The organism is Cupriavidus sp. L7L, assembly GCF_004353535.1.
Classification (GTDB): domain Bacteria; phylum Pseudomonadota; class Gammaproteobacteria; order Burkholderiales; family Burkholderiaceae; genus Cupriavidus; species Cupriavidus oxalaticus_A.
The window spans coordinates 58,143-71,223 of record NZ_SMNY01000017.1 but is presented as its reverse complement, the minus strand read 5'-3'; the positions used below and the strand labels follow the sequence as shown (position 1 = coordinate 71,223).

Here is a 13,081-nt window from a genome sequence, read left to right as displayed (position 1 = left end):
GCTCCTGACGCTCAGGTGCGCTCGCCCGCGGCGTGGGCGACGCGCGCCATCCGGCGCCCGGGACCGCCTGGCCCGCGATGCTGGTCGTCATGCTGGCTGTCCTGATCGCCGTCCTGCTGGCTGTTCTGCTGGTTGCCCGGTTGGTTGCCCGGTTGGCTGTCCTGCTGATTCACTGGCCGGTGCCGTTCCGCCTTGTTGCGTTCGGCATTGCGCCGCCGCCGGCGCCGCAGCACCAGCAGCAGCGATGCCGGCAGCAACAGCACCAGCGCCAGCAGGGCAAAAGTCGCCAGCCCCGGGTTGCGCGCCGCGGCGGCAACGCGGTCGACCAGGAAGGCCGAGATCGCGATGCCCGGCAGCATCCCCAGCGCCGTGCCCACCAGGCAGTCGCGCAGGCCGATGCGCGAGGCGCCGACCACCAGGTTGACCAGCGAGAACGGTGCGATCGGCACCAGCCGCAGCACCACCATCGCCAGCACGCCATGCCTGCCCAACTGGTGGCTGACCCGGTTCAGCCGCCGGCCGCCGAAGCGCCGCACGGTATTGCGGCCGAGCAGGCGGCCCGCCAGGTAGCCCGCGCCGGTGCTCAGCATGGTGCCGCCCAGCGCCAGCGCGGCGCCGTAGAGCGGCCCGAACACCACCACGGTCACGAGGATCAGCAGCGTCACCGGCAGCATGGTCACGGCACCGGCGACGTATATCCCCATCATCGCCAGCGGCGCCATGGGCATATCGTCCAGGCGCTCGACCACGGCCAGCAGCGCGCGGAAATCCGCCCATTCGCGCAGCGGCGTATAGCGCCAGGCGAAGGCGAGTCCCGCCAGCACCAGCGCCAGCGCCACCATCACGCCGACCCGGCCCATCACGCGCGGGCGCGCTTCGTGGCTGACGAACTCCGCCAGCACCTGGTCGCTGTCGATGGGCTCGATCGGGTCGAGCAGGTGGTCGGCCGGCGAGGCGGCATCGAGGTCGTCCGGCAGCGGCGGCGCATAGTCCTCGAGCGTGCGGCCATCTTTTTGCTGCAGCGTGCGGATGGCCGCCAGCAGGCTGCGCGTTTCGGCCACCTTGGCCTGGAATGCCTCGGGCGTGACGTCCAGGTGCTCGCCCAGCAGCCGCGCCCGCATCGCCGCGATGGCCTTGCGCACGCGCGGGTCGCCGCCCGAGGTCACCACCACATTGCACTCGGTGTCCAGTCCCAGCGAACGGTTGCTGAGGTTGGACGAGCCGATGGTCAGGAAATCATCGTCGATCACCGTGACCTTGCTGTGGATGTTGACGCATTCCGGCAGCAGCCCGGGGATCGTCGGGCAGTACAGGTGGAAGCGGTCCCAGCTGTCCGCCGCGCGCAGGCGCCGGTACAGGCGCGCGCGCAGCACGCCCATGCTGTGCGCCTCCAGCCAGCCGCTTTCGTTGCGCCGCGACACCAGCACGATATCCGGGCCGTCCTCGCGCCCCAGCCGTCCGGCCAGCGCCTTGGCGATCTCGCCAGAGCTGAAGTACTGGTTCTCCATGTAGATGCTGTGCCGGGCCGAGGCGATGGCATCGCGCATCAGCATGCGGATCTCGCTCACGCCTGGCTCGTCCTCGCACACCGGCATGGTGCGGGCGATGCCGACGCGCACATCGGTCAGTTCCGGCGCCAGGCTGGGCGGCCAGGGGTCCGAGGAGGTTGCCGCCGGCGGGCGCGGCCTGCGGCCCGTCGCGCGCAGCCAGCGCGCCGCGCACAGCGTGGCGAGCGCGGCGGCGGCCTGGCCATCGAGCGCGCACTGGACGTCGTGGAAGGGCGGATAGGGCTTGCCTTCGGCAACGCGCAGCGGCGCGCCTGGCGCGTGGCTGTTGTCGTCCCAGCGGCGCAGCGTCAGGTCCAGCCCGCCGACGAAGGCGACCTTGCTGTCGATCACCACTACCTTCTGGTGGTGCGACGCGCCCGGGGGATGGTTGCCGTCGAGGCGGAACGACAGGTGCCGGTGCGCCTGCCAGTGCGCGCTGGCCGACGGCAGCCATTCGCGCTCCATCGCCATCACCATGGCGTAGTCCCAGCTCAGGATGTAGATGCGCAGTTCGGGACGGCGGTCGGCCAGCGCGCAGAGGAAGTCGCGCAGCCCGTCGGGCAGGCCGTCCTGCGCGCCTTCGGGCACGAGTTCCATGCGGCTGTCGATGTCCCAGCCGAGGATGAAGATGGTGTGCTCGGCGCGCGGCAACGCTTCGCGCAGCGCGCGGAAATAGGCATCCCCGTCGACGAGCATGGCAAAGCGCCGGCAAGGTTCGACGCACCAGCAGTTGCGTCCCGGTTCCAGCGTGAACGGGGGTGGTTCCTGCAATGCATGCGAAGTGTCCGGCGGTGGCTGCGTGGCCGTGCCAGGCGGATTCGGTGGCGACATTTCGAACGCTCAGGGGGATAAGCCTCAAGCGTCGCGCAAGTTCCATACCGGAGGGTGGGCCGGGGGACCGGGGAGCGTTGCCGCGATGGAAAACGGCGCACACCGCTACGGGAATGACGGTGAGGCGGGCGCGCTGCGTGGACGATGCATCCGCGACATGTGTGCGCCGATTGTTCAACGCTTGGTCGCAGGTGTCCGCTTTACCTGCTTTTGTAAGAAGCGCACTGCCGGCGCATGTGGCGCAGGCAATTCTTACGGTGCCTGGCGGCGCCCCGGGCGGGCAATGCCCCAGGCGTCAAGCAGCGGCTGGAAGTGCGGCGAGTTGTCGCGTGCGGCCGGCGTGACCTTGCGCGGCGGCGGCAGCGGCCTGCCGGTCAGTACCAGCAAGCTGTCGGCCTGCGCGGCCATGTCCGGCTCCCCCGCATAAGCGACGACGCCCATCTGGCGGGCCGATTTCAGGGCGCGGGTCAGTTCCGCGGCACTCAGGCGGCTGGCGGCGGCAAGCCGGTGCCGGGGCATGGGCCCCTTGGCACGCAGGCTGTTCATCAGCGCCAGCACGCATTCCCGGGTGGTTCGATCCATGTCGCTGCGTCAGAGGATTGGGCATCCGCCTGACCCGTTGGGGCCAGAAGGATGCGGGAATCCATTCTTTCGCAAGGGTCATAGCTTTGCCAACCCGATATGACACTTGTTCACATTCTGTGGCGTGTCCAGGGAAGGCTTTCAAAGCATGGGGAGGCCTTCAGTGCCGGGTTTGCGGATTGCCATACGGAAGCCGGTGTTCCGCGCCGCCGGCCACCCCGGCGGCCGCGTTCTGGCGGCGCCATCGGCGGGCCTGCCTGGCATGCACATCGGTAGCCATTTCGTGTAATTCGGCGATCCTGGCCTCGAGCGGGTCGGGATAGATGTCGAGCGGGCGGAACCTGAGGATTCGGGACATGACGGGTCTCTGTAAGTGCCTGGTCTTAGTATTGGCACTGAACCCGTCAATTGCATGCTGCAATTTCTGCGCCGTTGATCTAATTCAATGTTGACCGCGCAATGAACTATTGCCGGCGATAGCGAGAAATGCCGGGAGCGAATGCCGGGCGCGGGCTGGGCGTTTCCAGCCCCACCGTACCGGATTCAATGCCCCAGGCGGGAGATGGCCCTGGGGTCGCGGCAGTAGATCTTGCGCTCGCGCACCAGGCCGTCGCGCCCATGGATGCACAGCGACACGCCCTCCTGGCGCGCCCGCATCCAGCCCGCGGCGATGGCGGCTTCCTGGGTCGGAAAATGCAGCGCCGTGGCTTCCTCGTCAGCGCCCATGCCATCCATGCCATCCATGCCTTCAATGGTCAGGGCCCATTCGCCGTCGCGGGCGGCATTGTCATTCTCGGTTGCGGCAGGAAGCACGTGGATGCTGCGTGACGTCATGGCGGTCTCCCGGGAAGTGGACAGGTGTGGACCTACATTTCTAAGCGAAGCCGCGGCGCGCCGGTATCGGTCGCTGTCCTACACCGCGTGGACATGTCGCGCCGTCGGCTGACATCGGGGTAGGACGAAAGCCGACTTTTCGCGCGGTTGGCGGTTGCTACGATCCAATTGCCGGTTGGGCATGAAGCTGCCCGGTCAAGCCATCCCGAGCTATTCCATCCTGGCGGCGCATGCCGCTTCCACACGAAGCAAGGAGATCGTCATGAGAAAGCTGTTCGCACTGTTTGCCCTCGCTGGCGTGATGCTGGTTACGGGCTGCAACACCATGGCCGGTGCAGGCAAGGATATCGAACGCGGCGGCGAGAAGGTGCAAGGCGCGGCGGAAAGCACCAAGCAGAAAATGTAATCGCCTGCCGATCGCAGGCGCAGAGGACAACGGCCCGTGCTCCAGGCACGGGCCGTTTTCGTTCGCGGGAATTTCCGAGCGCGGATCTAGTGCGCGGCCGTGACCGCCACGCGTTCTTCGTCGGTGCGGCTGCGGCGCCAGCTTGCCGGCGGCAGGCCGAACTCGCGCTTGAAGGCGCGGCTGAAAGCCGCCTCGGAGTCATAGCCGACCGCGCCGGCGATCTCGCCGATCGAGCGGTTGCCGCTGCGCAGTTCCGCCGCCGCGGTGCGCAGGCGCCAGTGCGCCAGGTACTGCATCGGCGGCTGTCCGAGCAGGTCGGTAAAGCGCTGCGCCAGCGCCGAGCGAGACAGGCCGACGTTGCCGGCCAGTTCGTCCACTGTCCACGGGTAGGCCGGGCGCGCATGCATGCGCGACAGCGCACGCCCCACGTAGCGGTCGCGCAGCGCGGCGAGCCAGCCGCTTTCGTTGTCCGGCAGCGTGTCGATGCAGCGCCGTACCGCTTGCACGAACAGCAGTTCCGACAGCTTGGCCAGCACCGTGGCGGTGCCCGCTCGCGGCTCGGCGGCTTCCGAGGTGGCGAAGGCCAGCGCGGTGGCAAGCCATGCCGATTCGATGCCGTTGTCGAGCCCCACTTTGAACAGGCGCGGCAGCGAGGTCAGCAGCGGGTTGCCCATGGTGTCGTCGAACCCGAGGAAGCCGCACACCATGCGCGTGGTCTCGCCACCGCCGCCGTACGACACGCGCATGACTTCGCCCGGGCTGTTGCGCAGCATGTCCGCGACCAGCGGCGCGGACTGCACCGGCTGCAGGTGCAGGTCGCTGCCCAGCACGTGCGGCTCGCCCTGCGGCACCACCAGCAGTTCGCCGCTCTCGACGCGCACGCCCGGCCCCGTGCTTCCGACCAGACGGGCCCAGCAGACGCCTTCGGTAATCAGGTGGTAGGAGACGACGCGATCGGTGCCGGGCAGGAAGGCGGCGCGCAATTCAGCATCCGCTTCAGACACCAGGCACCACGGCGACTTGAATTCGCCGTTGAGGAAGACCGCGCCGCTCAGTTGCACGGCGCGCAGCAGGTCGGACAAGGCATCCATGGTCACTTTCCTCCAGATCCGGTGTTTCGCGCAAGAAAGCCGGACGCCCGATCATACGGGCAAGGGGACCGGGCTCCGATACTAGCACCGTGCTACGGGCCGGACAACGGCAGCCGGGCACGGATCAGACAAGCCGGAGACAACACCATGGAAACAGTTACCGCCCCCGATGCCAGCGCAGGTGCGCAGGCCGACTGGCTCGCACTTGCCGCGGCGCTGGGCCGCACCTTCGACACCCGCGCCCCCGAGATCGACGCGAGCGGGCAGTTCGTCAGCGCGAACTACGACGACCTGCGCGCGCACCGGTTCTTTGCCGCCGCCGTGCCGCAGGAGCTGGGCGGTGCCGGCCTGTCGCACCAGGAGCTGGGCAGCGTGCTGCGCGAGCTGGGCAAGTACTGCGGATCGACCGCGCTGGCCTTTGCCATGCACACGCACCCGGTAGCCACCGCGGCATGGCGCTGGCGCAACCAGAAGGCGCCGGTGGAAGGGCTGCTCAAGCGCGTGGCGGGCGAGCAGATGGTGCTGCTGGGCAGCGGTGGCTCGGACTGGCTGCAGGGCAGCGGCAAGGCCACGCGCGTCGATGGCGGCTTCCGCGTGGACGGGCGCAAGATCTTCGCCAGCGGCGCGCCGGTAGCTGACCTGTTCATGACCTGCGCGGTGTATGACGATCCCGAATCCGGCCCAACGGTGCTGCATTTCGCATTGCCCATGAAGAGCCCCGGTGTGAGCGTGATGTCGAACTGGCACACGCTCGGCATGCGCGGCACCGGCTCGCACGATGTGATGCTCGAAGGCGTGCTGGTGCCCGACACCGCCATCGCCGCGCGTCGCCCGCAAGGTGTTTGGCATCCGATGATGCATACGGTCTCGATGATCGCGTTGCCGCTGATCTATGCGGTCTACGTCGGCATTGCCGAGGCGGCGCGCGACATTGCGCTGCAACTGGCGCGGCAGCGGCGCCTGAACGCGCATGCGGTGGAAGCGGCCGGCCGCCTTTTCAACGAAGCGGAAGCCGCGCGCATGGCGCTGGATACGATGTTCGACGCCGCGGCGGGCCAGGCGCCGGGTGCGGTGACCACCAACCGCATCATGTGCGGGCGTACGCTGGCGGCGCGCGCGGTGCTGGCGACAGTGGAAGCGGCCATGGACCTTGCCGGCGGTGCCGGCTTCTATCGCGACGCCGGGCTGGAGCGCCGCTTCCGCGATGCGCAGGGCGCGCGCTTCCATCCGTTGCAGGCCGGTGCCCAGCAGGAGTATGCGGGGCGCCTGGCGCTGGGCCTGGATATCGATGCGCCTCCCGGCGAGGTGCGGCAGGCCGCGCAATGATGCCCGCACCAGCCCCGCTGCCGTTTGCCACCGAGGCCTGCAACGACAGCGGCTGCGATGACCTGGGCGGGGCCTCCGGCGGCATGGGCCACGACGTCCGGGCACGGCGCGCGCTGCGCGACGCGCTCGGGCAGTTCGCCACCGGCGTGACGGTGGTGACCGCCGCGGATGCGCAGGGCCTGCCGGTGGGCGTGACGATCAACGCCTTCACTTCCGTATCGCTCGCGCCGCCGCTGCTGCTGTGGTGCCTGGCGCGCGCTTCCGGCAGCCTGCCGGCGCTGCGCGCCGCGCCCTGCCATGCGATCAACGTGCTCGGCAGCGGGCAACTGGCCTTGTGCCGGCGCTTTGCGGACCGTGATGTCGACCGCTTTGCCGGCGTCGACTGCCGCCCCGGGCCGTGCGGCACGGTACTGCTCGCCGGCGCGCTGGCGACGTTCATCTGCCGGCACCGCTCGGTACGCTCGCTCGGCGACCACGTGGTGTTCGTGGTCGAGGTGGTGGCCTATGGCACAGCGCCAGGTGCGCCGCTGGTGTTCCATGGCGGCGGTTTCGGCGAAGGGGTGGCGCGCATCGACGCCGGCGCGGCCTAGCGCGGCCTAGCGCAGCACCCGTGCTCCGCGGGCCTTGCCGGCGATCACCAGCGCAATGCCGCCGAGCACGGCTACCGCGCTGACGGCGAGCCGCAGCGTCAGCCTTTCACCCAGCAGCACGATGCCGCCCGCCGCGGCGATGACCGGCACGCTCAGCTGCACCGTTGCGGCGGTGGCCGCGCGCAGGCGCGGCACCACCGCATACCAGACCACGTAGCCAAGCCCGGACGTTACTGCGCCGGACAGCAGCGCGTACACCAGGCCCGCACGATCCAGCGAACGCTGCGCCTGCATCACCGCGGACAGCGCCAGCGCCAGCGGTACCGCGCGCAGGAAATTGCCGGCCGTGGTCGTTACCGGATCGGCATTGCGCCTGCCGTGCAGCGAATAGATGCCCCACGCGACGCCAGCCAGGATCATCTGCAGCGACGACAACAGCGGCGGCGTGGCCAGTCCCGGCAGCAGCAGCCATACCAGCCCGGCAAGCGCGAGCGCCAGGCCGATCCATTGCTGCATGCGCAGCGGCTCGCCGGCCGCCAGCCCGTAGCCCGTCATGGTGGCCTGCACGGCAGCGAACAGCAGCAGCGCGCCGGTGCCGGCGCCCAGGCGCAGGTAGGCAAACGAAAACGCCGCGGCGTAGCAGAACAGCGCCAGCGCCGAGACCCAGTTGCCGGCCAGCGGCGGAAACCTTGCTGCCGTGTCCGCTCGCAGCACGCGGTGCTGCACCACCACGATGACCCACAGCACCGCTGCCGCTGCGGCGACGCGCGCCAGCGTAAAGCTGGCCGCGTCGATGGTGGTGCCTTCCAGCGCCACCCGGCATAGCAGGGAATTGCCGGCGAAGGCCAGCATGGCCAGGGTGGTCAGCAGGATGGTGTTCGCACTCGGCATGCGCGCCAGGGGGTGTATGCACGCTAGACAGAGCGGCTTGGGCTTAGGCCGCGGGCGGCGTGTCGCCGATGGCGAACGACGACAGGTGCTCGATCGCCCGCACTAGCGCGGAATGGTCCCAGCCGCTACCGCCCAGGCCGCCGCAGACATTGAACAGCTGCTGGCACGAGGCAGTGTTCGGCAGTCCCACGCCCAGCTGGCGTGCGGTGGACAGCGCCAGTTCCAGGTCCTTCTGGTGCAAGGCGATGCGGAAGCCCGGGTCGAAGGTCCGCTTGATCATGCGTTCGCCATGGACCTCGAGGATGCGCGAACTGGCAAAGCCACCCATCAGTGCCTCGCGCACGCGCGCGGGATCGGCGCCGGCGCGCGCGGCCAGCACCAGCGCCTCGCCGACGGCCTCGATGGTCAGGGCCACGATCACCTGGTTGGCCACCTTGGCCACCTGGCCCGCGCCGACTTCGCCTACGCGCACGATGTTCTTGCCCATCAGCTGCAGCAGCGGCAGCACGCGGTCGAACACTTCCTGCTTGCCGCCGGCCATGATCGACAGCGTGCCGGCCTTGGCGCCGACCTCGCCGCCGGACACCGGCGCATCGACATAGTCAACGCCCAGCGCCTCGATGCAGCGCGCGAACTCGCGCGTGGCGATCGGCGAGATCGAGCTCATGTCGATCACCGTGACGCCGCCCGCGGTCTCGGCAAGGCCGTCGGCCACGCCTTCCTTGCCGAACAGCACCTGCTCCACATCCGGCGTGTCGGGCAGCATCAGGATGATGGTGTCCGATTGCCGCGCCAGCTCCTCGGCGCTGCTGCAGGCCTGCACGCCAGCATCCAGCAGGTCCTGCGGCACGCCGCTGCGGGTATGGGCGAACACGGTATGCCCGCCGTCGACGATGTGCTGCGCCATGGGCTTGCCCATCACGCCAAGCCCGATAAAGCCGATCTTGCTCATGACAGTGTCCGGTGGTTGTGTCGGAGCGCCGCGCAAGGGCGGTCGCATAACTCTGATCATAGTCAGTCGCACGCCGGCAAGGCTGCGGATAGTGCGCTGGCCGGACCAAAAGAATAAGCCCCGCGCCACATTGGCAGCGGGGCTGGTCGCGCGCCGGCGAGACTTAGCGGCAAGCGGCATCCCTGGCCGAATCGCCCGGACGCTGGCCCAGGATCTCGCGGATGCGGGCCAGGTACTGGTCGCCAACGGTCCGGTGCATGCGCGCGGCCTCGGCGGCGAACTGGCGCCGGCCGGGCGGGCGGATGCCCAGGCTGCGGCAGACCGTCGACAGGTAGGGCTTGCGCTCGCGGCCCAGGCGCAGCGCCACGGTCTGCAGCGCGGCATCGCCGATGCGCCCGCGCAGCCAGGCGAGCACCTGGCGGTCGTAGTCGTTTTGCACGCGGATCAGGTGTTCCATGGCCAGACTCCTACTGTTCATCCATACAGTTACTGTAAATATATACAGTATCCGGACGGATGCAAGAAAAGTCTGCGTCGATTTAGCGCCGCGCCGGCGATCCTTGCGGCCAAGCCACCCCGGGCATGCGGAATACCGCGAGGCCCGTTACTCCCCTTGGTCGCAGGGAAGCCGATCCTCTAGCATTGATACGCCGGCCAGGCGAGCAACTGCCTGAAGTAGCGGCCACCAGTCAAGTGACGGTTACGAAGCTCCAGGAGGTATCGGATATGTCTGCCACAAGGATAGAGATGTGCGACCAGGATGGCGACGGGGTATTGACCATTCGGGACGACGGCGCCGAATTTTCAGGCGTCGCGCTTGAGCTTTCGAATCTCTTCGGTGAAGACGTAGTCGCGGATCTCGACAAGCACCAGTTGCTCAATTGGTGCGAGACGGTCGCCGCCCACCTTCGCAACCAAGGCGTTATGCCGAGCGAGTGCGCTCCGGAGGGCAGCGTCAACAAGACCAGTCAGAGCCGGACGAAAGAACAGCCTGGCGTCGACGAGCTTGTGCAGACGGCGGCATCCTGATTTGATTCAGTGGCCGGGCGCGGCAAAACTGCCGTAGGTGGCCTTGCGTGGCCTTAATTTTGCGAGCGCCTCTGCCTGCACGGCGGCACAAGCGATGCCGTCCAGGAGCGGCACGTCTGCCTGCGCGGCAACCGCCGGGACATAGCCGCACAATGCGGCAGCCACGGTGACGACCACGTCCGCGCCGTCGTCCCGGCTGAGCGAAGTGATGGCATCGCGCATCATTGCGCCGACTTCTTGCGCAAGTCCGGCGCCGTATGGCGCTGCCGTTTCGATGCCGCGGATACCGGCCACGCGCCCGGCATAGCCGTATGAGGCCGCAAGTTCTCCGTACAACGGCGTCAAGGCGCGGCCGACGGTCAATAGTCCGATCCTGCCGCCCATCATGCTTGCCGTTGCCAGGGCCGCTTCGGTCGTTCCGACAACAGGGACCTCAAGCATCTGCCGCAATGCATGAAGGGCAGTGTCCATCGAAACCCCCAGAATCACGGCCTCGACATTGGCATCCAGCGTCCGGGCCATTTTCAGCAAGCCATCGATTGCAGCGGCATTGTCCACGCGCGACCGGATAACCGCGGGACCTGCGGCGTTGGTCAGGCCGAAAATCTCGCACGCGTCGCCGGTGGCCCGCCTGGCTTCTGCAAGCATGCGGTCGGTGATGTGCTGGCTGGAATTGGGATTCAGGAGGGCGATACGCATGGGCCTGGACTTGTTTCAGTAGCCGTCGATGATGCCGGCAAGTTCAATGCTGTGTCTCGTGGGAGAGGAGGCGAGCCGCCAAACGACGGCGCCTGATCTTCGCCTTGGTACTAGGCCTGCGGCATGCCGCTGGCCGCGCCCGCCTGGATCAGCAGCACGGCATCGCGCTTGTCTAGCAGGTGCTGGCGCAGGATTGCGGCAAGCCGCTTGCCATCGCGGGCTTCCAGGGCCACCAGCATCTCTTCGTGGTCATGGATGGCGCTGTCCCATTTCGGCTTCTGGTAGTTTGAACGGAAGCGCAGTGCCTGCAGCTTCCGGTTCACTGACAGATAGGTCTGGCGCAGTGCCATATTGCGTGCCGCAAGGTTGATGCGGTCGTGGATCTGGTGATTCAGGTTGTAGTAGCCGGGCAGGTCTTCGTTTGCCCTGCACGCCAGCATCGCGTAGTGAAGCGCCTTGATTTCCGCCAGTTCGACAGCGGTGATGCGCGCGCAGGCAAGCTCGCCCGACAAGGCTTCCAACCCGCTCATCAGCTCGAAGGTATCCAGTATTTCGTCCGTCGACAGCCGGGATACTGTCGCGCCGCGATTGGGAGAGATATCGATCAGCCCTTCGGCGGCGAGCACCTTCAGTGCCTCTCTGAGCGGCGTGCGCGAGATGCCGAGGGTCTCGCACAATTCCCGTTCATTGAGCTTGCGGCCTGGCTCCAGCACCCCCTCGACGATAAATGTCCGCAGGTGCGCCACCACCATGTCATGAAGGCGCTGGCGTTCGAGCTTGGGCAGGACCGGGGCTGGCGAATCCAGGCCGCGGGCGTCTTCTTTTGGCATTCAAAATTCCTTACGCGCGTTTGCATGCGATTCTAGCAGACACATCACGGAAACTCAAAAATCCGCGTAATTCCCGCGTAAACCCTTGTACTACCGGGTTTATGGCGGGTAAACGCTAGCTCGGACAGGCCGATTTCTCACGATTTCCTCTGCTAAAGTATTTTGCATTCAAAACTCAATCGGAGGAGTCAAATGCTCAATCTCAACTTCCATCCCGCTGGCCGCCACTTCCTGCAGATCCCTGGGCCGAGCCCGGTGCCCGATCGCATCCTGCGCGCCATCAGCTACCCGACCATCGATCATCGTGGGCCGGAATTCGGCGCGCTAGGCCTGAAGGTGCTGGATGGCATCAAGAAGATCTTCAAGACCGAACATCCGGTGGTGATCTATCCGGCTTCGGGCACCGGGGCCTGGGAAGCGGCGTTGTCTAACACCCTGAGCCCCGGCGACACCGTGTTGATGTTCGAGACCGGCCATTTCGCCACGCTGTGGAAGAAGATGGCCGAGAACCTCGGCATCCGGCCCGAGTTCCTTGGCTTGCCAGGCGTGGAGGGCTGGCGCCATGGGGTGCAGGCCGACATGATCGAAGCCCGGCTGCGCGCCGATAGCGTGCATGCGATCAAGGCCGTGTGCGTGGTGCACAACGAAACCTCGACCGGCGTGACGTCGGATATCGCCGCCGTGCGCCGCGCCATCGACGCTGCCGGACATCCCGCGCTGCTGCTGGTCGACACCATCTCGGGGCTCGCGTCGGCCGACTACCGCCATGACGAGTGGGGCGTGGACGTGACCGTATCGGGCTCGCAGAAGGGCCTGATGCTGCCGCCGGGCATCAGCTTCAATGCGGTGTCGCCCAAGGCCATCGAAGCGTCTCGCACGGCCCGGCTGCCGCGCAGCTTCTGGGGCTGGGACGAGATCATCGAGATGAACCGCACCGGCTACTGGCCCTATACGCCCAGCACGAACCTGCTCTATGGCCTGTCCGAAGCCCTCGACATGATCCTGGAAGAGGGGCTGGACAACGTCTTTGCCCGCCATCAGCGCCTGGGCGAAGCCTGCCGCCGCGCAGTCAAGGCTTGGGGCCTGCAGATCCAGTGCGCGGACCCCGCCGTCTACAGCCCGGTGCTGACCGGCGTGATGATGCCCGACGGCATCGATGCCGACGTGGTGCGCAGGAACATCTACGAGCGCTTCAACATGTCGCTCGGCGCCGGCCTGGGCAAGGTCAAGGGCCGCATGTTCCGCATCGGCCATCTGGGCGACTGCAACGACCTGACGCTGATGGCGACACTGGCCGGCTGCGAAATGGGCCTGAAGATCTCTGGTGTGCCGGTTGTCGCTAGCGGCACGGCTGCCGCCATGGACTATCTCGCCGCGCACACCACGCCGCTGTCGCTCCAGGCTGCTGCCTGACGCAGCCACCTCCATCCGGGGCGGGGGCGGGCGCAGCGCATGCGCAGCGCCCCCCCGCCA

15 protein-coding genes are annotated in these 13,081 nt (G+C 67.5%); 5 read left to right on the top strand and 10 right to left on the bottom strand.

Features of this window, described 5'->3' with window-relative positions; genetic code table 11:
- Positions 1 to 11: 11 nt before the first annotated feature.
- The 4 genes from E1J61_RS16885 to E1J61_RS16870 all read right to left on the bottom strand — a co-directional run bounded on the left by E1J61_RS16885 (position 12) and on the right by E1J61_RS16870 (position 3,794).
- A complete protein-coding gene (locus E1J61_RS16885; RefSeq protein WP_243736902.1) occupies positions 12 to 2,243 on the bottom strand; it encodes a VTT domain-containing protein in 2,232 nt (743 codons plus the stop codon).
- A gap of 387 nt (positions 2,244 to 2,630) precedes the next feature.
- On the bottom strand, positions 2,631 to 2,960 hold the full coding sequence (locus tag E1J61_RS16880; protein WP_371704286.1) for a hypothetical protein: 330 nt from the start codon (positions 2,958 to 2,960) through the stop codon (positions 2,631 to 2,633).
- A 160-nt stretch (positions 2,961 to 3,120) separates the two neighbouring features.
- The gene (locus E1J61_RS16875; protein ID WP_133095189.1) at positions 3,121 to 3,318 is read right to left on the bottom strand and encodes a hypothetical protein; all 198 of its coding nucleotides are present in this window, start codon (positions 3,316 to 3,318) and stop codon (positions 3,121 to 3,123) included.
- A gap of 185 nt (positions 3,319 to 3,503) precedes the next feature.
- A complete protein-coding gene (locus tag E1J61_RS16870) occupies positions 3,504 to 3,794 on the bottom strand; it encodes a DUF2188 domain-containing protein (protein ID WP_133095188.1) in 291 nt (96 codons plus the stop codon).
- A 262-nt stretch (positions 3,795 to 4,056) separates the two neighbouring features.
- Here E1J61_RS16870 and E1J61_RS16865 point away from each other — a divergent pair, with 262 nt between their 5' ends.
- Complete coding sequence (locus E1J61_RS16865; RefSeq protein ID WP_010809655.1) at positions 4,057 to 4,200, top strand: entericidin A/B family lipoprotein; 144 nt, start codon at positions 4,057 to 4,059, stop codon at positions 4,198 to 4,200.
- A gap of 86 nt (positions 4,201 to 4,286) precedes the next feature.
- Here E1J61_RS16865 and E1J61_RS16860 read toward each other — a convergent pair whose 3' ends face one another.
- On the bottom strand, positions 4,287 to 5,291 hold the full coding sequence (locus E1J61_RS16860; protein WP_133095187.1) for an AraC family transcriptional regulator: 1,005 nt from the start codon (positions 5,289 to 5,291) through the stop codon (positions 4,287 to 4,289).
- Between the two features lie 147 nt (positions 5,292 to 5,438).
- Between E1J61_RS16860 and E1J61_RS16855 the strand changes: the two genes are divergently transcribed.
- Together E1J61_RS16855 and E1J61_RS16850 are read left to right on the top strand one after the other, a co-directional pair.
- On the top strand, positions 5,439 to 6,617 hold the full coding sequence (locus E1J61_RS16855; RefSeq protein WP_133095186.1) for an acyl-CoA dehydrogenase family protein: 1,179 nt from the start codon (positions 5,439 to 5,441) through the stop codon (positions 6,615 to 6,617).
- Positions 6,614 to 7,207 carry a flavin reductase family protein gene (locus E1J61_RS16850; protein ID WP_133095185.1) on the top strand — a complete coding sequence of 198 codons (594 nt, stop codon included), beginning with the start codon at positions 6,614 to 6,616 and terminating at the stop codon, positions 7,205 to 7,207. Before E1J61_RS16855 ends, E1J61_RS16850 begins: the two co-directional genes overlap by 4 nt.
- A 6-nt stretch (positions 7,208 to 7,213) precedes the next feature.
- On the opposite strand, the gene E1J61_RS16845 is transcribed toward E1J61_RS16850, so the two are convergent.
- From E1J61_RS16845 to E1J61_RS16835, 3 genes are all read right to left on the bottom strand, one after another.
- Complete coding sequence (locus tag E1J61_RS16845) at positions 7,214 to 8,098, bottom strand: DMT family transporter (RefSeq protein WP_133095184.1); 885 nt, start codon at positions 8,096 to 8,098, stop codon at positions 7,214 to 7,216.
- Positions 8,099 to 8,141: 43 nt separating this feature from the next.
- Complete coding sequence (locus tag E1J61_RS16840; protein ID WP_133095183.1) at positions 8,142 to 9,050, bottom strand: 2-hydroxy-3-oxopropionate reductase; 909 nt, start codon at positions 9,048 to 9,050, stop codon at positions 8,142 to 8,144.
- 163 nt (positions 9,051 to 9,213) lie between these two features.
- A complete protein-coding gene (locus tag E1J61_RS16835; RefSeq protein WP_133095182.1) occupies positions 9,214 to 9,507 on the bottom strand; it encodes a hypothetical protein in 294 nt (97 codons plus the stop codon).
- 290 nt (positions 9,508 to 9,797) lie between these two features.
- Here E1J61_RS16835 and E1J61_RS16830 point away from each other — a divergent pair, with 290 nt between their 5' ends.
- Positions 9,798 to 10,079: a hypothetical protein gene (locus E1J61_RS16830; RefSeq protein WP_133095181.1), complete on the top strand. Its 282-nt coding sequence runs from the start codon at positions 9,798 to 9,800 to the stop codon at positions 10,077 to 10,079.
- A gap of 6 nt (positions 10,080 to 10,085) precedes the next feature.
- Here the strand turns inward: E1J61_RS16830 and E1J61_RS16825 are convergent, their stop codons facing one another.
- Positions 10,086 to 10,778, bottom strand: a complete 693-nt coding sequence (locus E1J61_RS16825; protein ID WP_133095180.1) for an aspartate/glutamate racemase family protein — start codon at positions 10,776 to 10,778, stop codon at positions 10,086 to 10,088.
- 110 nt (positions 10,779 to 10,888) lie between these two features.
- The gene (locus E1J61_RS16820; RefSeq protein ID WP_133095179.1) at positions 10,889 to 11,608 is read right to left on the bottom strand and encodes a GntR family transcriptional regulator; all 720 of its coding nucleotides are present in this window, start codon (positions 11,606 to 11,608) and stop codon (positions 10,889 to 10,891) included.
- Positions 11,609 to 11,800: 192 nt separating this feature from the next.
- Here E1J61_RS16820 and E1J61_RS16815 point away from each other — a divergent pair, with 192 nt between their 5' ends.
- Positions 11,801 to 13,021, top strand: coding sequence for an alanine--glyoxylate aminotransferase family protein (locus tag E1J61_RS16815; RefSeq protein WP_133095178.1), 1,221 nt, complete (start codon positions 11,801 to 11,803; stop codon positions 13,019 to 13,021).
- Positions 13,022 to 13,081 lie beyond the last annotated feature (60 nt).

Bases quoted from the DNA above. Each gene is read 5' to 3' on its own strand.
- E1J61_RS16885 (WP_243736902.1), bottom strand. From the start codon at position 2,243: ATGCTCGTCGACGGGGATGCCTATTTCCGCGCGCTGCGCGAAGCGTTG.
- E1J61_RS16880 (WP_371704286.1), bottom strand. From the start codon at position 2,960: ATGGATCGAACCACCCGGGAATGCGTGCTGGCGCTGATGAACAGCCTG.
- E1J61_RS16875 (WP_133095189.1), bottom strand. From the start codon at position 3,318: ATGTCCCGAATCCTCAGGTTCCGCCCGCTCGACATCTATCCCGACCCG.
- E1J61_RS16870 (WP_133095188.1), bottom strand. From the start codon at position 3,794: ATGACGTCACGCAGCATCCACGTGCTTCCTGCCGCAACCGAGAATGAC.
- E1J61_RS16865 (WP_010809655.1), top strand. From the start codon at position 4,057: ATGAGAAAGCTGTTCGCACTGTTTGCCCTCGCTGGCGTGATGCTGGTT.
- E1J61_RS16860 (WP_133095187.1), bottom strand. From the start codon at position 5,291: ATGGATGCCTTGTCCGACCTGCTGCGCGCCGTGCAACTGAGCGGCGCG.
- E1J61_RS16855 (WP_133095186.1), top strand. From the start codon at position 5,439: ATGGAAACAGTTACCGCCCCCGATGCCAGCGCAGGTGCGCAGGCCGAC.
- E1J61_RS16850 (WP_133095185.1), top strand. From the start codon at position 6,614: ATGATGCCCGCACCAGCCCCGCTGCCGTTTGCCACCGAGGCCTGCAAC.
- E1J61_RS16845 (WP_133095184.1), bottom strand. From the start codon at position 8,098: ATGCCGAGTGCGAACACCATCCTGCTGACCACCCTGGCCATGCTGGCC.
- E1J61_RS16840 (WP_133095183.1), bottom strand. From the start codon at position 9,050: ATGAGCAAGATCGGCTTTATCGGGCTTGGCGTGATGGGCAAGCCCATG.
- E1J61_RS16835 (WP_133095182.1), bottom strand. From the start codon at position 9,507: ATGGAACACCTGATCCGCGTGCAAAACGACTACGACCGCCAGGTGCTC.
- E1J61_RS16830 (WP_133095181.1), top strand. From the start codon at position 9,798: ATGTGCGACCAGGATGGCGACGGGGTATTGACCATTCGGGACGACGGC.
- E1J61_RS16825 (WP_133095180.1), bottom strand. From the start codon at position 10,778: ATGCGTATCGCCCTCCTGAATCCCAATTCCAGCCAGCACATCACCGAC.
- E1J61_RS16820 (WP_133095179.1), bottom strand. From the start codon at position 11,608: ATGCCAAAAGAAGACGCCCGCGGCCTGGATTCGCCAGCCCCGGTCCTG.
- E1J61_RS16815 (WP_133095178.1), top strand. From the start codon at position 11,801: ATGCTCAATCTCAACTTCCATCCCGCTGGCCGCCACTTCCTGCAGATC.